This window comes from Bacillus sp. REN10, from assembly GCF_016820555.1.
In the GTDB taxonomy this organism is placed as follows: domain Bacteria; phylum Bacillota; class Bacilli; order Bacillales; family Domibacillaceae; genus Bacillus_CE.
On the sequence record NZ_JADHDW010000013.1, the window covers coordinates 1 to 19844 of the forward strand.

Sequence of the window (19844 nt, forward strand, 5' to 3'; positions counted from 1 at the left end):
ATACTGATTGGCGATTTTCCACAGACTGTCCCCAGATTGGACGATATGCGTCACTTTCGAACTCGAACTCACTGGTGGTTTTGGTTTTTCCACTGGTTTTGGTTTTTCGACTGGCTTTGGAGCCGGAGTCGGTTTCGTTGTAGACCCTTTTGGTGTAATGATCAGCTTTTGACCGATCGTTAACGCATCCGTTTTTAATTGATTGTCTTTGCGAATTTGTTCGATCGTTGTGCCGTATTTGTTCGCAATCTTCCATAAGCTGTCCCCTGTTTGGACAATATGAGTCACTGAACCGCTCTTTCCTACTGTTTTAGGCGTACCTTGATCGACTAGTTTCCCGCCTATCTTTGTAACTGCTGCAGTGACTTCTTTTTCTGTTGGGCTTACTGTATTTACTTGAGGTGATGCGGAACTTGTTTCAACACCTTCTAATTTAATTGATTGTTCGGTCTTTTTATTAACTTCCTTATTTGTGACATCATTTTCTAGGGACTCGTCCTTCTCTTCCACTGTGGTCAAGTGCTGCGGTCGACCACTTTCATCAAGAGTTGGGACGATCATTTGCTGGCCCATGTATAAGTCATCAGAGGTAAAGCCATTTTTGCTTTTCAGTTGTTCAACTGATACTTGAAATTTTTTTGCAAGTGAATAAATCGTATCACCCGGCTTCACTGTATAAGAAGCGGCACAATCGCAAGCCTTCGCTTCCTCTGGCTGAGCAAACATCGATACAGCAGTTAGTGAAACAGCTAAAGTCGCACCAATCCATTTAGAATTTCGCTCATAAGCTTTTGCCTTTTTTAACCTAGCAATTCTCTCTTGGCGAGTTCCCATTTTCTCGTGTTCCATACTCTTCTCCCCGTGTATTCTTTTTTTTTCAAAAAAAGAGAACATTGAAATATTTGTCTTTGTATCAATATTCTCCACAATAGGAAATATTACATCTAAATTAAAAAAACGACAAACTCATAAAAATAATGTCATGACGATAAAATATATATCTAAAATACTACAAATCTAATTCGTTATGAGTCTATGTTTCTAATCGTTTCACAAACTCTTTAAACGACGAAATCGATATAAAACAAGGGATTGATCAAATCGAGTAGGTAAAAAGGGGGATTTAGTAAAATTTATCCAGTTAGGAACAATTTTAATATTTAGGAAAAAGATATTAATTTCAACACGTCCGTTCTTCTCACTGGATGTAACATAATTAATTACCTTATGATTAAACTAAAAAGACCAATATATCCACCATTTAAATAGTAGATATGTTGGTTTTAACTTGATTTAAAACTCTACCTTTTTACTATGTTTCCAAAAATAAATCACTACATTAGCTACACTTAAGCTTACTACACTAATAAACAGATAAAAAGTGACTTCATCACCGCCTAAATTCAACTCATCTACAATGATCCCTTCCAAGTAAAGAAGAAGAGCGGAGCTGAAAACGCTAATGGCACATATGCTTATCACAAACAATCCATTGACTGCTTTCTCAGTGTATTTGTGAAAAATCACGGTTAACAACAATAGAGATAAAATCACAATAAATGAAAAGAACACGGGTCTTAAATACGCAAACGTTGCAAACTGATCCATAGTATCTCTCCTTTTACAAGCACTGTTCACTTCCTTATTTTAACATGTGATTAGTAATAAAATGTTCATTTCTTTGTATTATCAAAAAAAGAAACCCACATAGATATTTAGCATCCATGCAGGTTTCCTTGGTCTTTCTGTTATTTCTGTCCTTGTTTTCGAAGCTTTACCGTCAGAGCAAGCATGACAACAGTAATGATCATAAAAGCAATCACGCTCCAAAAAACCCATGAAGTGGCTCCTTCAATTTGATAAGCGACATACGCCGCGAATCCAAGAACAAATAAGTATAAAAAACGACCGAAAATTAAAAAATAATGTTTTTCCATGTCTTGACTATAGCAAAAGCATACCGAAACGGCAATCGTTTCTAGCCTCACGCGTTCATAGGCCGAGGCTCTGATCCTAAATCAAGGATGTGATGGGCCCTGGCGATCGTATTGAGGCGATGAGCAATTGTGATCGTCGTTCGTCCTTTCATTAGGCGGTCTAGCGCTTGCTGGATATGCAGTTCAGTGATCGTGTCGATGCTGCTTGTCGCTTCGTCTAAAATTAAAATGGCTGGGTTGGCTAAAATCGCTCGAGCAATGGCAAGCAGTTGCTTTTGCCCTTGGCTGATACCGCTCCCTTCATGCTTTAGCTTCGTATCATAGCCATCAGGCAGCTTCATAATAAACGAATGGGCATTCGCTTCCTTTGCCGCCTGCTCTACCTCTTCATCTGTCGCATTTAGCCTTCCGTAACGAATATTTTCACGGATCGTTCCTTCAAATAAAAACGTATCTTGTAGCACAAATCCCATATGCTTTCGTAAATCTTGCCGCGAGATGTTTGTGCTTTCTTTCCCATCGATCAAAATCTTCCCCTCATCTGGGTCATAAAAACGAGCGAGCAAGTTAATAATCGTTGTTTTCCCTGCTCCAGTCGGTCCAATAAGAGCTAACATTTCACCAGGACGCACAGAAAAATTAATATCGCGGATCGTCTTCTGCCCTTCCACATAAGAAAACGATACATTTTGAAATTCAATCTCCCCGCGAATCGTCTCCACCTTTTCTAGTGTCTTATCATCTTGTTCTTCTGGCTTCGTATCCATAATATCAAAGACACGTTCTGCTCCGGCAATGGCAGACAATAACGTATTAAATTGATTCGCTAAATCATTGAGCGGGCGGGTAAACTGCCGAGCATACTCCGCGAATATGACGATCGTTCCAACAGAGATCATTCCTTTGAAAGCGAGCCAGCCTCCTGCGCCGGCGATTAACGCAAAGCTTAAATTATTCAGCACATTCATCAGCTTCGGAATAAACCCTGAATACGTTTGCGCCCAATACCCTGTTTGCTTTAATTGGGCATTTCGCCGAGCAAATTCCACTTCAATTTTCTCTTCTTGCGAAAACATTTTGACAATATGTTTGCTTGAAACAGCCTCTTCAATATAGCCGTTTAATTCCCCTAAATGGCGCTGCTGCTCTTTAAATAGCTTGCGCGTCCGAGTAGTGATCCACTTCATTCCAATATACATGAGAGGCACAATGAATAATGTGATTGCAGTCAGCAAAGGACTGAGCGACAACATCACAATCACCGCTCCCGTCAGCGTTAATACACTAGAAACAACTTGAATAACCGAGCTATTGAGTGTGCTGCTGACATTTTCAATATCATTGGTCACTCGGCTCATCAGCTCTCCATGTTGCCGCCGATCGAAAAAGGATAACGGCAGTTGATGCAGATGATCAAACAGCCCTGTTCTCATTTCAAATACGGTCTTTTGAGCGATTCCGGCCATCCAATAATTTTGCAAAAAGATCGTCAATGAATACAGAAAGTAGACAAGCCCTAATTGAAAGAGTAAAGAAAGTAATCCCTCTTGATTGCCAGTGACGATAAACTCATCAATCGCTACCCCGACGAAATACGGCCCAAGCAGCCCAAGTGCCGAACTGGCAACGACCATTATGACCACGAGAAAGAGCAAACCTTTTCTTTTCGCTAAATAGCTCGAAAGCCTTTTTAATGTGTGCGTCATATCTTTAATTTGCGGCTTCGGTCCGCCTCTAGCGATGTGTCTTGGCATATGGCAGCTCCTCCTCTCTCGATTGGGACGCATTCAGCTGCTGATATAATTCCTGATGTTGTAACAGCTCGTCATGAGTACCTTTTGCGAGCAGGCGGCCATTTTCTAATAACAGAATTTGATCCGCTTGCTGAGCAGTGCTAATTTTTTGCGTAATAATAAGTGTTGTACATGTTTCTTTTTTCAACGCGTCCAGCATGTTCGCTTCCGTGCGAAGATCGAGCGCGCTTGTGCTGTCATCTAACAAAAGGATGAGCGGCTTGCGAATTAACGCTCGAGCAACGGATAGCCGCTGCTTTTGCCCTCCGGATAAATTCACACCCTTTTGACCAATCATCGTATCAAACTGATCCGGCAATCCTTGAATCATGTCATAAATTTGCGCTTTCTTCGCCGCTTCGATCATTTCATCCATGGTTGCGTCCTCTTTACCCCAAGCAATATTTTCCCGAATCGTTCCGGTAAATAAATGAGCTTCCTGCGGGACAAAGCCGATTTGTTCTCGCAAGGATGCTGACTGTACCTCAGCAATATCTTGACCATCGATCTGAATCGTGCCATGATCAGGCTCATATAATCTTGGAATTAAATAAAACAACGTCGACTTCCCTGAGCCTGTAGCGCCCATAATAGCGGTTGTTTCTCCTGGCTGAACAGTAAAGGTGAGATCCTTTAACACCGGCTCCTCGCTTCCCGGGAAAGAGAATGACACGTGATCCAATTCAATTTTCCCGCCTTTTGCTTGAAAAGGACTTCCTTTTAAACGTTGGTCCGCCTGCTCTTCTGGTTCCTCCAGCAGCTCGCCAATCCGTTCCGCTGAAGCCTTTCCTCTAGAGAAGATCATTATAATAAATGTGAAAATGGATAACGAAGAAATGATTCTCGTTGCGTAATTAATGACTGCCACAATGTCTCCAGTTGTCGCCGTTCCCGCTTGAAACTCAGCAAACCCAAACCATAATATAAATAGTAAACTACTATTCATCACAAATAGCAAAACAGGCGTCGTTGTTTCCACCATTCGCACGACACGAATCGTTTGCTTCATCAATTGTTCACTCGCTTCTGTAAAGCGTGCACTTTCATGCTTCCAACGAAGAAACGCTTTAATTAAACGAATCCCTGCTAAGTTTTCTTGCATCACATTATTCACATGATCAAGCCGTTGCTGTACTGAACGAAATAAGTTTGAGCTTTTTTTCATTCTTGTTAATAAAAAAGCGACCATCAACGGAACGGTCACGAGCAAAATAAGCGTCAATTTCACATGAACGAGCAGAGCCATCACCGTTCCAAAAAGAATCATCAACGGCGCACGAAGCATAATCCGCAAGCTCATAAACACCGCATTTTGCAAAAGAGTCACATCGGTTGTCATGCGAGTAATCAGCGAGGAAGAGGCAAAACGATTGTAACTAGCAAATGAGAAGGATTGCACTTTCTCAATCATTTTCCCCCTTAAATCAAAGCCAAAGTTTTGGCCGACGTGAGCCGCGACGAAGGAATTAATAATGCCTGATGCAAAAGCGAACAACGTCGTCCCTAGCATCAATGCTCCCCACTTATAAATAGCTGTGAGATCTCCCTTCACTACGCCCTCGTCAATGATTTTGGCCATCAACAACGGATGAGTAAGCTCGACAGCTAATTCTACTAACATGAGCAGCCAGGCAAGCATCATCAAATATTTATAAGGTTTTAAATAGGAAAATACCGATCGCAAGGTAGCACCACCCTTCATTTGAAAAAAATTCTCAATTATATTTTTTCCCAGTATAGTTCACCGGTTCGTTTTTTTCAAATTCGAGCATGTTCACATTCCTTTGTTGCGTTAATACATAATAGACAACCATTCCTACTAAAATATAAAAGCAGCCATAAAAATAAAGTGTGCTAAAGCTCATCTTCGTCACAGTAAGCCCAATTACAAAAGAGCCAAGTCCAATTCCTAAATCAAATAGCGATAAAAATGTCGCCGTCGCGAGTGCCTTTTTCTGCGGCGGTGCCTGTTGAATCGCAATTGTTTGAAAGCTTGGAAATAACGTTCCCCAGCCTAGTCCAATTAATCCGGCCGCTGTCAAAAAAGCCCAGACAGTCGATACTTGGCTCAACAATAACATTCCCACAGCAAATAAAAAGATCGCTGGATAAACGATGACATGCGCTCCGTGTTGGTCAAACCATTTTCCCGTAAACGGACGTGATAACAATAATATAACGGCATAAACAACAAAGAAATAACTCGCTACTTCACCTAGCTGCAACTCTTCTGCATAGACCGATACGAAGGATAAAATGGAGGCATAAACCGCTGAGAAAAACATGCCAACAATCGCAATCGGCAACGCTGAAAATTCAAATAAATCGCGGGCGCGCAATTGGACATCAAAAATCGACAGCACTCCCTGACCAGATCGCTGTTCACGACGATCAATCAGCCCCCCTGCCATTAGAGCAAGTCCAGAAATGATGACACATAGAACAATCATCGTAAAGCTGCCCCATTTTTGCATCGCTGTCAATCCAAGAAACGGTCCAATAACCATCGCTAAATTGGTGGACATTACATAATACCCCATGCCTTCTCCGCGTCGAGAATCCGGAATAATATCAGCGACCATCGCTCCAGTTGCCGTTGTCGCCATCCCAAAACCAATCCCATGAAAAAATCGCAATGCAAGCAAGCTCCATAAAGAATCGGGCACAAAGTAGAGCACCGATGCAAGCAGAAAGACGAATTGTGAAGCGATCAATATTTTCTTTTTCCCAAACCGTTCAATCCACTGTCCTGTGAACGGTCGAACAAGAATCGCTGATAATAAGAAGAGCGTCGTCACTAAACCGGCCTCACTTGGCGAGCTGCCCATGTCTTGCAGTGCATACACCGGCATCGTCACTAACAGCATATAAAAAACGATAAATAACAAAAAATTACTTCCCGACACACTAAGAAAATCTTTTGTCCATAAAGCAGGCTTATTCATCTCCATCCCCTTCTTTCTGTTCACTCGTTAATACGAGAAGCCAATCGGACACAAGAAGATACAATTGCTGTTGCAGCTCTTGCGGAAAATGGGCTAACAGCTCTTTATTAGCCGCAAGAATCTCTTTTTCCCACACTGGGTATTCTTTCTCTGCTTGTTCCGTCAATTGAATAATTTTGACACGCTTATCCCGGCCTGGTACTTGCTTCACATATCCTTGCTTCACAAGCCGCTGAATCGTCCGTGTCATCGGCGGTGCTTCCACAGCCAAATAATCGCACAACTCAGTCTGCGTTAAACTGCCTTTCTGCTTTAAGACATACAGCACAGACCATTGTGCACTATACAGCCCATACGGCTGCAACACCGTATTCACCCGCTTCGTCAATTGCCTTGACAGCTGATGAAGCGCATGAAACAAAACATGCGAATCCATGAAAACACCCCTTTTATTTACCTAGGTAACTATTAACCATCTCTAAATTGTAGCATATTTTTCGAATGACGAAATAATGAATAATAAAAAAGCCGACCCATAAAGAGTCGAGCTTTCTAATTAATATATTCGATCTTGCGGACGTAATTGGTCAACTGGAGCAAATACCTCTAGATGACGATATAAATTTTCAAAGTCAACCGGTGACGCTCCGCCCAATTCTCCATCAAGATTAATTAATATTTTCTCCGGCGAATGAACTTTAATTCGATTAGCCTTCGTATAAATGACGTGTTCATCTTGAAGATGCTCTCCCCGTAAAGCAAGGCTGGCGATGCGAATGAATTCCGCTAAATTCGTCTTTTTCAAAATGAGCAAAGAAAATAAGCCATCGTTGACCGAGGAATCTGGTGCTAATTTCTCAAAGCCGCCGACAGAATTCGTCAAAGCGATCAAGAAGAGCATCACTTCTCCTTCGAATAGCTTGCCATCATATTCAATCGTCACTTCCGATGCTTTAATGGACGGAAGCATTTCGATGCCTTTTAAATAATACGCCATTTGACCAAGCATCGTCTTTAACTTGCTAGGCACTTCATACGTCAGCTCCGTTAAACGGCCGCCGCCTGCGATATTAATAAAATAGCGGTCATTCATGCGACCGATATCAACAGGAATCGTATCTCCATTGATGATCACATCTACTGCGGATTGAATATTATCTCGCGGAATATGAAGTGCACGGGCAAAATCATTCGTTGTGCCCATCGGAATGACACCAAATTTCGGACGATATTCCTGTTCAGCTAAGCCGTTCACTACTTCATTTAATGTCCCATCTCCACCGGCAGCAATCACGATATCATATTTGCGCTCCACAGCAATTCGAGCCGCATGCGTCGCATCTCCTTCTCCCGTTGTTGCATGAGTAGAAGTTTCATAGCCCGCCTGTTCGAGTTTTTGTAACACTTCCGGCAAACTTTTTTTAAAAAGCTCTCGGCCTGAAGTAGGATTATAAATAATTCTTGCTCTTTTCATTTGTCTCCATCCTAGTCTTCATGTAAGATTATGTTTATTTTTCCCAATATAACACTTGTGTTAATATCTTACTACTTTTCAACTAAAAAAGCTATTTTTCGAACAATTCAACGCCCCTTTGTTCCAAAAAAACAAGCGATTCTTCCACGCCCTGTTCATCGACTTGGAAAGCTTCTGCTACGGCCTTCAGCCACATTTCCTTCTCTTTAAAATGGTGAGCGCGAATATCTCGGTAATTCATCACCTTTAATGTTTCATTCCGTAAAAAATAACAGTTATTCCCCTGAAAACGAACAGCCGATATTCTCCGCATTGTGATATTGTTATCGTGATCTTGAAACGACGAAGCAGCCTCTTCGATGATTTCTTCTTCCGTTAAAGGGAGCCAATGAATGTGCTTCGTCACAAACGTTTTCCCATTCGCTCGGCGCTCTAGTAAAAATTGATTCTCTCCGCGGCTCGTAAAAATGATCTCTTCTCCAAAGCCATGGAGCACATGACAATGACGGCTCTCTAATTCAATCGGCCTAGTCATCGGCGAACCGTAACCGACATCGACATAATATCGGCTATGATCAATCGTCACCATAATGGCAGCATGACCAGGAAGAACTCGAACAAATGAACAATGAAAGCCAAGCTTTTGCAGCAGCCGGGCAAAATTGATATTTAACGAGTAGCACGTTCCGCCCCAGCCTCTCTCTTGTAAATTTCGAACAAACACATCAAAGTCCGGCACGTGCTGGCTCCCTTGATTATAATAATGAAACTTGCTGAACGTTTCATACGGAATAAATGATAAATGATGCTGTATCAGCCGCTGTAAATAATTTAGACTTGGCTTCTCTCTGCCAATTTTCAGCCGGTTTAAATAACCTGATACGACATCCATTTGTCTCCCCCCTCATAATAGTGACCAAAAAATGAGTCAAAACTAGTCGAAACAGATCACGTCTTATACAAAAAAACAGGCTAGGATTGTTTCCTGAAGCCTGTCCATCGTTAAATTAATTTCTCGGTTAGAGCTGTTTTCATACTTCGATACACTTCTTGCCATAAGCCTTTTTCCGTTAGAAAGGCTTCAGTTAACTCTTGATACATCTCTTTTTGCTTTTCCTCAAACAATTCATGATCAAGAGGCGGCAAAGCAGATCTCTTGCTAGTAACTAATTCTTGAACAGCTTGTGCACGCGGTCCCCATACCGCTTTCTCTCCATCCTCCTCGTTAAAGAAAATGATGATCGGAATCGCACGTGATGTTCCATTCGTTAAATATTGGTCCATCAACTCTAAATTTTGATCTCTATATAGAATCCGGACATCGATGTGTGCATGCCGGGCAAGCTCAAGAAAAACCGGAACATTCATCATCGCATCCCCACACCAATCCTCTGTGATGACGATGGCTTTTAAGTTCTCCTCCTGCAATCGGGACAAAAAGGATGCCTCCGTCTTCGGCAATTCAAAACTAGATTGAATGCGCTTCACATTTTCCTTATTTTGCTCCATTTGCTCCACATACTGCTCTGATGGTAGTCCTTTTTCAAACCAATCTTTCAAGGTCATAACCTGTGCCTCCATATCAATTCTAAAAATAGAATTACCTGTTATATATTCTATATTTTTTGAATAAACCCTTCAATTATCACATATTTTTGCAAAAACGGTTGATTTAATTATATAACAATCTTATAATTATAAAAAATAATTAATATTTATGTAACGAGATAAATAAAAATACACTAGGAGGTTCCCATGAAAGCTGCTGTTATTGGAGCAAGCGGATATGGTGGAATTGAACTTATACGTCTTTTATCCAATCATCCGAATTTTCACCTTGATGCTATTTATTCATCGAGCAAAGACAAGGTACCTGCAACAGAAGAGTACCCTCATTTGCTTAATATTTGCTCTTTACCATTACTGAAAATTGATACCGAAAAAATTACGCAAGAAGCGGATGTTGTCTTTCTTGCTGTACCATCTGGAGCGGCTGGGACACTCGCGCCGCAACTGCTGGCAAACAATACAAAAGTCGTTGATTTATCAGGAGATCTCCGCCTGAAAAATCCAGAAAATTATAAAAAATGGTACAAAAAAGAACCAGCTGCTGTTGAAATGCTAGAGCAAGCAGTATACGGCTTAACCGAATGGAACCGTGAAAACATTCAAGAAGCTACTTTACTTTCTAACCCAGGATGCTATCCGACAGCGACGTTATTAGGATTGGCACCAGCATTGCAAGCAAAAGCCATCGACCCTTCATGGATCATCATCGATGCTAAATCTGGTGTATCCGGCGCTGGCCGCGGATTATCACAAATGGTTCACTTTGCTGAAATGAACGACAACTTTAAAATTTATAAAGTAAATGAACATCAGCACATTCCAGAAATTCAGCAACAATTGAACTTATGGGACGAAACAACAGGACCGATCACATTCTCTACCCATTTGCTTCCGATTTCACGCGGCATCATGTCTACCATTTATGCCCCGTTGAAAGAATCGATGTCAGCAAAGCAGCTGCATCAAATATATGAAGAAGCCTATCAACATGATCACTTTGTCCGCGTCCGCCCTCTTGGAGAGTTTCCGGGCGTCAAGGAAGTTGCAGGATCTAATTTCTGTGATATCGGAATTGATATAGATGAACGAACAAACCGCGTCACAATTGTGGCCGTTATCGATAATTTAATGAAAGGGGCAGCAGGGCAAGCCATTCAAAACGCCAATTTAATGTTCGGCTTTGAAGAAACAGCTGGTTTAAAAGGCTTCCCGATGTTCCCGTAGGAGGAAACAAACATGTCAGCTATTAGTGAAATAACAAACGGCTCACTGATCTCACCAAAAGGCTTTGCCGCTGCTGGAGTGAACTCAGGCGTTCGTGAAACGAGAAATGACCTAGGAGTGGTTTTTTCAGAAGTTCCAGCCGAAAGCGCAGCGGTATATACGACAAGCCATTTCCAAGCAGCGCCTATTAAAGTAACACAAGACAGCCTTTCCGTTGAACAGAAATTGCAAGCCATCCTCGTCAATAGTGGATGCGCCAACGCTTGCACAGGAAAGCAAGGATTACAAGATGCGTATCAATCAAGAAAATGGCTGGCAGAAAAGTTTCAGCTACCTGAGCATTACGTCGCTGTTGCTTCCACAGGTGTAATCGGTGAACATTTACAAATGGATAAAATCGAAAGCGGCATTCAAAAATTGCAGCCAGCTTCTGATGAAACAAGTGCCGAGCAATTTGAAACTGCCATTTTAACAACCGATTTAATGACGAAAAAATGTGCGTTTGAAGCGGTCATTGACGGTCAAACGGTCACAGTAGGCGGAGCTGCCAAAGGTTCTGGCATGATTCATCCAAACATGGCTACGATGCTTGCCTTTATTACAACCGACGCAGTCATCTCAGCGGAACACTTGCAAACAGCTCTTCGCCAAGTGACAGATCAAACCTTTAATCAAATTACCGTTGATGGCGACACTTCAACGAATGATACAGTCGTTGTCATGGCGAATGGTTTAGCAGGAAATAATCCTCTTACACCAGACCACCCGCAATGGGATACATTTAAGGCAATGTTGAAAGAAGTAAGCGAAATATTAGCCAAGAAGATTGCTAGAGATGGAGAAGGCGCAACGAAACTAGTAGAAGTTGAAGTGGTCGGAGCACTAAATGACAAAGAGGCCCAAATCGCAGCGAAAGAAGTCGTTGGCTCTAACCTCGTCAAAACTGCTGTATTCGGCGCAGACGCGAACTGGGGACGGATCATTAGCGCAGTTGGATATGCAGATATCACAGTCAACCCAGACACGATCGATATCGCCATCGGTGACCAAACGATCTTGGAACAAAGCGAAGTGGTCCCTTATTCAGAGGAACAAATCATCGAATACTTTAAAGGAGAAACCGTCAAAATTTCGATCCACCTCCACTTAGGAGAAGGACACGGAATGGCCTGGGGCTGCGACCTCTCCTACGACTACATCAAAATTAATGCAAGCTACCGGACATAACGAAATGCGGAAGGCACCGTTTAGCGACGTATGGACTGGAGCGAGCCGCATGAGATAAAGGAAACACGGTGAACGATAGTGAACCGATGTTGACTTATCACAAGGAGGATCGTGGAAGTCCACTAGGCGCTGGTGCCTGGAGCTGGACAATCGAAATGCGGAAGCAGCCGTTTAGACTCGGCAGGCATAAGATGGACCGCCGGAGTGGCGTTCTTTGCCACACAGGCGTGACAAGCTTATGACCGAGAGTCTGGCTGCTGGAGCTGGACAACCGAAAAGCGGAAGGCACCGTTTAGCGACGTATGGACTGGAGCGAGCCGTATGAGATAAAGGCAACACGGTGAACGATAGTGATCCGATGTTGACTTATCACCAGGAGGATCGTGGAAGTCCACTAGGCGCTGGTGCCTGGAGCTGGACAATCGAAAAGCGGAAGGCACCGTTTAGCGACGTATGGAAAAGCAGAACACTCGATAACATTTTCTAAATAAAACAAAGGAGCCCATCTATCAGGCTCCTTCCTATTTTTTCTCAAGGAGGTTTCCCGATGAAGACAATTGTTGTTAAATGCGGCGGAAGTGTATTAAGTGAATTATCCGAAGCATTTTTTACTAGTATGAAAGAACTGACGGAACAAGGTTATGCGATTGTATTTGTTCATGGCGGTGGTCCAGAAATCAATGAAATGCTTAAGACGCTCAATGTGCAAAGCGAATTTAAAAACGGATTGCGCGTGACGAGCGAACAAGTATTAAGAACAGCAGAACTAGCACTGTCTGGCAGTTTGAACCGCAAGCTCGTTCGTCTTTTGGAAAAGCACGGCTTAGCTGCTATTGGATTAAATTCAAGCGACAATGGACTGCTTCAAGCCAAATTCATTGATCAAGAACAGCTAGGTTTTGTTGGCGAAGTAACAAAAGTGAACAGTGCATTTCTACAATTATTGTGCGAGCAGAAGCTGCTTCCGGTGTTAACCCCAATTGCAGCCGGCCCAGATGGTACGGTGTTAAATATTAATGCAGACCTTGCTGCAGCGGCTGTTGCCAATGCGTTAAAAGTGGAACACTTTCTTATGGTAACGGATGTTGATGGCGTGATGAAAGATGGGGAACTACTTCCAGAACTATCTGAAGCACAAACAAATGAACTGATCGCAAGCGGCGTCATTAGCGGAGGCATGATTCCGAAAGTTCAATCAGCGATCCAAACGTTTTCTGACCATGTGAAACAAGTTCATATCGTGTCTGGAAAGAAAGCCTTTTACCAAAATGGTGAATGGTATGGAACAAAATTCGTGAAAGAAAAGGTGATTTTATGAGCTACTTATTCCCTACTTACGCTCGCTGGGATGTCACACCCGTTGCCGCAAAAGGCGCTTCATTGACAGATAAGAGCGGAAAAGTATATTTAGACTTCACTTCCGGCATTAGTGTCTGCAATCTCGGTCATATTCCGGATCAAGTGAAAAAAGCAGTGGAGGAACAGTTATCTAAGTTTTGGCATACCTCTAATTTATTTCAAATTGAATTGCAAGAAGAAGTAGCTGAACAATTAACAGCTGCCTCCGGTCTTGACCTCGTTTTCTTTGCCAACAGTGGCGCTGAGGCGAATGAAGCCGCAATTAAACTTGCTCGTAAAGCCACCGGCCGCAGCAAGATTATTACATTTTTAGATTCCTTTCATGGACGGACATTTGCGACAATGGCGGCTACTGGGCAGGATAAAATAAAAACAGGCTTTGGCCCAATGTTATCGACATTTGAATACGTTCCTTTAAACGATTGGCATGCCCTTGAGCAAATGCTCGATGAAAATACCGCTGCCATCATGTTTGAAATGATTCAAGGCGAAGGTGGAATTAATTCAGGGGAAGCGGAATTTTTACAAAAAGCGGTCGAGCTTGCGCATCAAAAAGGGGCCCTTGTCATCATTGATGAAGTGCAAACGGGGATCGGCCGAACAGGAAAAGCTTTTGCCTTTCAGCACTTGAACCTCAACCCTGATATCGTATCAACAGCGAAAGGAATCGCGAGCGGTCTGCCGCTTGGTGCCATTATCGGAAAGAAAGAACTAGCAACCGCCTTCTCCCCCGGTTCGCACGGATCCACATTCGGAGGGAATCCTGTTGCTCTAGCAGCAGCGAAAGCCACTTTACAAACTATTTTTGATGATCATTTTTTAAATGAAGTCACGAAAAAAGGCGAAATGCTCGCAAGCATGCTACAATCTGCCCTTTCAGCGGCTCCACACGTGAAAAAAATTAAAGGCAAAGGGTTAATGATCGGTATTGAACTTGATGGTGAAGCGACTCCGTTTGTTACCGCTGCCCGCGAACAAGGCTTGCTCATTTTAACAGCCGGAACGAATGTCCTTCGTCTTCTTCCGCCATTGACAGTAACAGAAAAAGAGATGGAACAAGCCGTAAAAGTTCTTGCAGACATTCTTAAGTAGGGAGGTGTCCAGAAAGTCAGTTTTCATTGGCTTTCTGGACACCTCCGTTTTTTGAAATACAAAACTAAAAGAGGAGTTTTTTATAGAGGCTAGAAATGTATAGGATGAGTTATTTTTCTGAATCTCTGTGGCACATAAATGTAAGCGCTTTTATATTAAATAAAGTGGGAGGTTTTAATTTGGAGAGAAAAGCTTACCGCGGGATTAGTTATAGAGAAGCGAAAGAAGTCATCCACCACCAAAAATATGAAAGGCAGGAATTTAGAGCCTTCAGTCCTCATGTAGCTGCCCGATCATTATTCGGCTCCGGCCTTTATCTGATTAATGATTTAGAGCTTGCTGCCCGTTATGCCTTCTGCCATGCCGATACTGAACACGAACAAAAAGCGGTCGTGCTAACCCAAAAAATTCACTTACAAAATCCATTTATCTTAAATTACCGATATAGTGAAGCTCGTTTAAAGCAAGAAGCATGGCGCTGGAAATATAAAAACACGAAGCATCCCCTACCCCTAGACCCTCTAGAACGATCCATCCAACTTGGCAATGACACACGCGATTTTTTATTGGCCCATTCTCATGACGGAATCATTTATCATATCGATGATGAGATTATTTATTATGTGTTATATGATCAAGTAAAACAAGTGAAAGATATCGAGGTGGCGCTTGTCTTTAACATTTCTGGCCCTGACCCTCTTTCTGCCACCTCTCAGGAAGAGGGTCATTAAACTAAGCTTTTCTGGCGAGCAATAATAAGATTAGAAAAATATTTTCGTCCATCCGCAGTTAAAATGTGCAGCTTGATTTTCCTTGATTGATGGTTCCCTTTTCCTTTTGGCCTTTCAAATGTAATAAAGGCACCACTTAAATTTTCATGCACGTGAGTAATGACATACCCTTTTTCATACAATTGATCAATTTTCTGTTTTTCTGCTTGAAACTCTTGATAGGATGACATGTTTCTTCCCTCCTTACATCTCATGCGAATCTACTATTTACGCACCTGTTTGACTTGTGATTTCATCTTCTCTTTCAATGATCCAATCGCGCCCGACTGTAATGCCTAAATACTTCTCATCACTAGGGTCTTCTAATTCGGCTTGTTTATATTTTTTGAACCACCAATATTTTGCTAACACATAATAACTGGTGGCTGATAGTAGAAAACCTAGTATAAAAGAGTAATTAGAAAATAAAACAGAAGCTCCTCCTCCAATCGACCATGCGATCAAACCGGCCCAGTTGATGCCAAAATGATAACTATATTGTCCATTGCTTTCATACAATTCAACGACATTCACTCGACGTTTGCGTATCAAATAATAGTCCGTATATAAAATCCCAACAATTGCCGATAGTACTCCCCCGCTAATTAGCAAGAAAGGGATTAATGTGTTAAACAAATTCCAAGGCTGAGTCACCATCCCAATGATCCCAGCAAAGATCACGCCCGCATAAAAAGGAACTTTCGGGCCGCCAATGTTGGAAAACACGGTAGCCGCTGGAACTAAATTTGCGGTTGTATTCGTCGACCATTGAGCGAACACAATCATCACAAGTAATACACCTAAGATCAAGCCACCAGCCGATTCCTGTAAAGCAATAATTGGATCATAATTGCCTACAGCAATGTAAGCGACTCCACCGATCGCTACAATAAAGGTTTGAGTTAACGGCAAAGCAACGACGCTACCAACTAGCACGGATTTATTGCGTTTGATCCAATTCCGCTCATACATAGGAGCTTTAATAAACCGAGATAGCGAGGAAATATCAGCACACAAAGTGGACCAATACCCCATATTTCCTAATATAACAGTTAAAAAAGGCGCCAATAACGCAATACCCGAGATGGGGGTTTCCATCCATGTCCAAACATTTTTATCCGCTGTACTAGCTTGGTCGGTTAGCGTGTAGTACATCCAAATAGAAATTAGGATAATCGTCGGAGCCGCTAAATTAGCAAACTGTTCAACCGCCTTAATGCCTACCGATGTATTAATCACTTGAAGAGCTACAAAAATAGCAAAACAGATAAACCAGTTATCAAAACCTGTCATAATATTTAAGATGCCGTTAATGGCCGCCGCCCCAAAATAAGAATTAATTCCAAACCAAATGGATGCCACTACTCCCCTAAGAAGAGACGGCAAATGCGTGCCAACTGTTCCAAACGGTGCCCGCAAATAGATTGGAAAAGAAATGCCGTGTTCAATCCCTATATCCGCAATAACGGTAATTAAAAAACCGATAATGAGGCAGCCAAGGAAAGACGCCATCAACACCCATGTAAGCGGCATTGTCTGTACACCCGTACCACCAATGGCAAATGCCGCTAACACAACAGCCATTCCAACCCACATCATTGAAAACCCAAACGTTCCAATCTTTCTGTCTCCATGAGCAATCGGTAGAAGATCTGGTGATTTCAAATACTGATTACGTTTTCTCATGGCCACTCTCCTCATATGAATGTCACTATTCCATATTCACACTGCTTTCCGCTTTCGTATCGGTAGTTTGAAACCGCTTTCTTTTCAAAAATTGACCTGCCCCTAGTTGACCGACAAACTGTTTATCACGAATCACGAATTCTCCCCGTGATAAAACAGAGATCGGTTCTCCGGTAATTTTCATTCCTTCAAAGGCACTGTAATCGACGCTCATATGGTGCGTATCCGCTGATAAAATCCGCTCTTTATCTGGATCAAAGATAACAAGATCCGCATCGCTACCAACGGCAATCGTCCCTTTTTTCGGAAACAAACCAAATAATTTTGCAATTCTTGTAGACACAATATCAACAAATTGATTCAGCGAAATGCGCCCCTTTTTCACCCCTTCAGAAAAGAAAAGACTAAAGCGATCTTCAATAATTGGGCCGCCATTCGGTATTTTCGTAAAGTCTCCTCGTCCTAAATCTTTCTGTCCTTTGAAATTAAATGAACATTGATCGGAACCAAGCGTTTGCAGCTGACCGTTTTTCAAGGCATTCCATAACACCTCTTGATGCCACTTCTCCCGTAATGGTGGAGACCACACATATTTCGCGCCTTCGAAATTAGGCTTTTCTAAATATGATTGATCTAGCACTAAATATTGTGGACAAGTCTCCCCCCACACTTGATAGCCCTTTTGCCTAGCAGCCGCAATCTTTTCCACAGCCTCTGCACATGAGACGTGCACCACGTATAGTTGAGAGTTAGCTAGACCCGTTAATTGAGCTGCTCTTCCCGTCGCTTCTCCTTCTACTTCTGGGGGACGTGTGAGTGCGTGGTAAATCGGATCAGTCTGTTCATTTTTCAATGCTTCCTTCACTAAATAATCAATCACATCACCGTTCTCTGCATGGACCATGACAAGTGCCCCATGCTCCTTCGCTGTCACCAGTGTGCGGAAAAGCGTCTCATCATCCGCTTGAAAGACATTTTTATAAGCCATAAATACTTTAAAAGAGGTGATTCCATCTTCAATGATTTGCGGAATTTCTTGTAATACCTTTTCATTGACCTCGCCGATCATTAAATGGAAACCATAATCAATGACTGCTTTATCCTTTGCTTTATTATGCCACGTTTGAATAGCTGTTTGGAGCGGCTCTCCTTTATTCGTTAAACAAAAATCAATAATCGTTGTTGTTCCGCCATAAGCTGCTGCGATCGTTCCCGTTTCAAAGTCATCAATGGTGACTGTTCCACCAAAAGGCATATCTAAATGGGTATGAGGATCAATTCCGCCAGGAAAGATATACGACCCTTTCGCATCAATCACTTCATCAACCGCTGTATTTAGTTGACGTCCAATGGCACTAATTACTCCATTTTCAATGAGGAGATCCGCTTCATATTGATCTGTTGCAGTCACAATCATTCCATTTGTAATCAACTTTTTCATTTTCGCCTGTCCTCCTCTTTCATCCTCGTATTGTTTCTTTATGATTGACACATTGGTAGTTTAATCGCTGCTTGACGTTCATTCCATGTCATCGGCTCCCCATTCGGTATCTCCACCATATCAATCGCTCCATCCACTGGACAGACGATGGAACAAAGGTTACATCCTACGCAATCTTCTTCACGGACTTTCAAATACGCCTCGCCATTTTTATTAGTCAGCCTTTCAATACATTGATGCGATGTGTCTTCACAAGCGATATGACACTTATTGCAATTGATGCAAACATCCTGGTTAATTCGAGCGACTACTTTATAATTCAAATCAAGGTTGCCCCAATCGGAATAGTTTTTGACCGCCTGACCGATGAGACCATCCAGTGTAGAAATCCCTTTACTGTCTAAATAATTATTTAATCCATCTACCATATCCTCTACAATACTAAACCCATGGTGCATCGCGGCGGTACATACTTGAATGCTTCCTGCTCCCATCAGCATAAATTCCACCGCATCTCTCCAACTAGAGACACCGCCCATCCCTGAGATGGGAACATTGATTTCGCTATTGCGGGCACATTCCGCGACCATATTTAATGCTATTGGTTTAACAGCCGGTCCACAGTATCCACCATGAGCCCCTTTTCCACCAACATGCGGAATCGTGTTCCACGAATCAATATCTACTCCTGCTAAACTATTAATCGTGTTAATCATGCTAATCGCATCGGCGCCCCCTTGCACAGCTGCATAGGCGGTCGCCGTGATGTCTGTAATATTTGGAGTCAATTTAACAATGACAGGCGTTTTCGCTGCTTCTTTCGCCCAATACGTTTGCTTCTCGACTAATTCTGGGACTTGCCCTGAAGCAGACCCCATGCCTCGCTCTGCCATTCCATGAGGACAGCCAAAGTTTAACTCCAGCCCATCCACTCCAACAGCTTCAACCTTCTTCACAATTTCATGCCACTTTTCTTGCTTCGGTTCAACCATCAGCGAAACAATTAAGGCATGGTTAGGAAATTTCTTTTTCGTTTCATAGATTTCTTTTAAATTGACTTCAAGCGGCCGGTCTGTAATCAATTCAATATTATTAAATCCAGCCACTCGCTGACCGTTAAAATGAACACCAGCAAAACGAGAAGAAACATTTAAAATTGGATCTCCAAGCGTCTTCCACACAGCTCCTCCCCAACCAGCTTCAAATGCTCTTTGTACTTGATAGCCAGAGTTAGTTGGCGGTGCAGAAGCCAGCCAAAAAGGATTAGGTGCTTTAATGCCGGCAAAGTTTACTCGTAAATCTGCCATTTGGATTCCCCCCTACCTTT

The 19844-nt window shown here is 42.4% G+C and carries 21 protein-coding genes; 7 read left to right on the top strand and 14 right to left on the bottom strand.

Features of this window, described 5'->3' with window-relative positions:
- The 10 genes from IRB43_RS14930 to IRB43_RS14975 all read right to left on the bottom strand — a co-directional run.
- Positions 1 to 849: LysM peptidoglycan-binding domain-containing protein (locus IRB43_RS14930; RefSeq protein WP_203364285.1), on the bottom strand; the 849-nt coding region annotated here is incomplete at its 3' end.
- A 444-nt stretch (positions 850 to 1293) separates the two neighbouring features.
- On the bottom strand, positions 1294 to 1608 hold the full coding sequence (locus IRB43_RS14935; protein ID WP_203364286.1) for a hypothetical protein: 315 nt from the start codon (positions 1606 to 1608) through the stop codon (positions 1294 to 1296).
- Positions 1609 to 1748: 140 nt separating this feature from the next.
- The gene (locus IRB43_RS14940) at positions 1749 to 1937 is read right to left on the bottom strand and encodes a hypothetical protein (protein ID WP_203364287.1); all 189 of its coding nucleotides are present in this window, start codon (positions 1935 to 1937) and stop codon (positions 1749 to 1751) included.
- A 47-nt stretch (positions 1938 to 1984) separates the two neighbouring features.
- Positions 1985 to 3691: an ABC transporter ATP-binding protein gene (locus IRB43_RS14945; protein WP_203364288.1), complete on the bottom strand. Its 1707-nt coding sequence runs from the start codon at positions 3689 to 3691 to the stop codon at positions 1985 to 1987.
- Entirely contained in the window at positions 3672 to 5414 is a 1743-nt protein-coding gene (locus IRB43_RS14950; RefSeq protein WP_203364289.1) for an ABC transporter ATP-binding protein, read from the bottom strand. Before IRB43_RS14950 ends, IRB43_RS14945 begins: the two co-directional genes overlap by 20 nt.
- A 31-nt stretch (positions 5415 to 5445) precedes the next feature.
- Positions 5446 to 6675 carry an MFS transporter gene (locus IRB43_RS14955; protein WP_203364290.1) on the bottom strand — a complete coding sequence of 410 codons (1230 nt, stop codon included), beginning with the start codon at positions 6673 to 6675 and terminating at the stop codon, positions 5446 to 5448.
- The gene (locus tag IRB43_RS14960) at positions 6668 to 7111 is read right to left on the bottom strand and encodes a MarR family winged helix-turn-helix transcriptional regulator (RefSeq protein ID WP_203364291.1); all 444 of its coding nucleotides are present in this window, start codon (positions 7109 to 7111) and stop codon (positions 6668 to 6670) included. Before IRB43_RS14960 ends, IRB43_RS14955 begins: the two co-directional genes overlap by 8 nt.
- Positions 7112 to 7231: 120 nt before the next feature.
- Complete coding sequence (locus tag IRB43_RS14965; RefSeq protein WP_203364292.1) at positions 7232 to 8149, bottom strand: diacylglycerol kinase; 918 nt, start codon at positions 8147 to 8149, stop codon at positions 7232 to 7234.
- A gap of 91 nt (positions 8150 to 8240) precedes the next feature.
- On the bottom strand, positions 8241 to 9041 hold the full coding sequence (locus IRB43_RS14970) for an arylamine N-acetyltransferase (protein WP_203364293.1): 801 nt from the start codon (positions 9039 to 9041) through the stop codon (positions 8241 to 8243).
- A gap of 110 nt (positions 9042 to 9151) precedes the next feature.
- A complete protein-coding gene (locus IRB43_RS14975) occupies positions 9152 to 9715 on the bottom strand; it encodes a thioredoxin family protein (RefSeq protein WP_203364294.1) in 564 nt (187 codons plus the stop codon).
- 189 nt (positions 9716 to 9904) lie between these two features.
- On the opposite strand from IRB43_RS14975, the gene argC reads away from it, so the two are divergent.
- From argC to IRB43_RS15010, 7 genes are all read left to right on the top strand, one after another.
- Entirely contained in the window at positions 9905 to 10942 is a 1038-nt protein-coding gene (argC, locus tag IRB43_RS14980) for an N-acetyl-gamma-glutamyl-phosphate reductase (protein ID WP_203364295.1), read from the top strand.
- 12 nt (positions 10943 to 10954) lie between these two features.
- The gene (gene argJ / locus IRB43_RS14985) at positions 10955 to 12169 is read left to right on the top strand and encodes a bifunctional ornithine acetyltransferase/N-acetylglutamate synthase (protein ID WP_203364296.1); all 1215 of its coding nucleotides are present in this window, start codon (positions 10955 to 10957) and stop codon (positions 12167 to 12169) included.
- Between the two features lie 68 nt (positions 12170 to 12237).
- Complete coding sequence (locus tag IRB43_RS14990; RefSeq protein WP_203364297.1) at positions 12238 to 12411, top strand: hypothetical protein; 174 nt, start codon at positions 12238 to 12240, stop codon at positions 12409 to 12411.
- Positions 12412 to 12509: 98 nt separating this feature from the next.
- Complete coding sequence (locus IRB43_RS14995; protein ID WP_203364298.1) at positions 12510 to 12656, top strand: hypothetical protein; 147 nt, start codon at positions 12510 to 12512, stop codon at positions 12654 to 12656.
- Between the two features lie 60 nt (positions 12657 to 12716).
- Positions 12717 to 13487, top strand: coding sequence for an acetylglutamate kinase (argB, locus tag IRB43_RS15000; RefSeq protein WP_203364299.1), 771 nt, complete (start codon positions 12717 to 12719; stop codon positions 13485 to 13487).
- Positions 13484 to 14620 (top strand): acetylornithine transaminase, encoded by a 1137-nt coding sequence (locus tag IRB43_RS15005; RefSeq protein ID WP_203364300.1) that lies wholly within the window; start codon positions 13484 to 13486, stop codon positions 14618 to 14620. The genes argB and IRB43_RS15005 overlap by 4 nt, the downstream gene beginning before the upstream one ends.
- Before the next feature lie 179 nt (positions 14621 to 14799).
- Positions 14800 to 15351: a hypothetical protein gene (locus IRB43_RS15010; RefSeq protein ID WP_203364301.1), complete on the top strand. Its 552-nt coding sequence runs from the start codon at positions 14800 to 14802 to the stop codon at positions 15349 to 15351.
- On the opposite strand, the gene IRB43_RS15015 is transcribed toward IRB43_RS15010, so the two are convergent.
- The 4 genes from IRB43_RS15015 to preA are packed head-to-tail and all read right to left on the bottom strand — an operon-like array spanning position 15348 to position 19824.
- On the bottom strand, positions 15348 to 15581 hold the full coding sequence (locus IRB43_RS15015) for a hypothetical protein (RefSeq protein ID WP_203364302.1): 234 nt from the start codon (positions 15579 to 15581) through the stop codon (positions 15348 to 15350). The genes IRB43_RS15010 and IRB43_RS15015 overlap by 4 nt on opposite strands.
- 37 nt (positions 15582 to 15618) lie before the next feature.
- Positions 15619 to 17076: an NCS1 family transporter gene (locus IRB43_RS15020; protein WP_203364303.1), complete on the bottom strand. Its 1458-nt coding sequence runs from the start codon at positions 17074 to 17076 to the stop codon at positions 15619 to 15621.
- A gap of 25 nt (positions 17077 to 17101) precedes the next feature.
- Positions 17102 to 18517 (bottom strand): dihydropyrimidinase, encoded by a 1416-nt coding sequence (hydA, locus tag IRB43_RS15025; protein WP_203364304.1) that lies wholly within the window; start codon positions 18515 to 18517, stop codon positions 17102 to 17104.
- A 38-nt stretch (positions 18518 to 18555) separates the two neighbouring features.
- Positions 18556 to 19824: an NAD-dependent dihydropyrimidine dehydrogenase subunit PreA gene (gene preA, locus IRB43_RS15030; RefSeq protein ID WP_203364305.1), complete on the bottom strand. Its 1269-nt coding sequence runs from the start codon at positions 19822 to 19824 to the stop codon at positions 18556 to 18558.
- Positions 19825 to 19844: the final 20 nt, after the last annotated feature.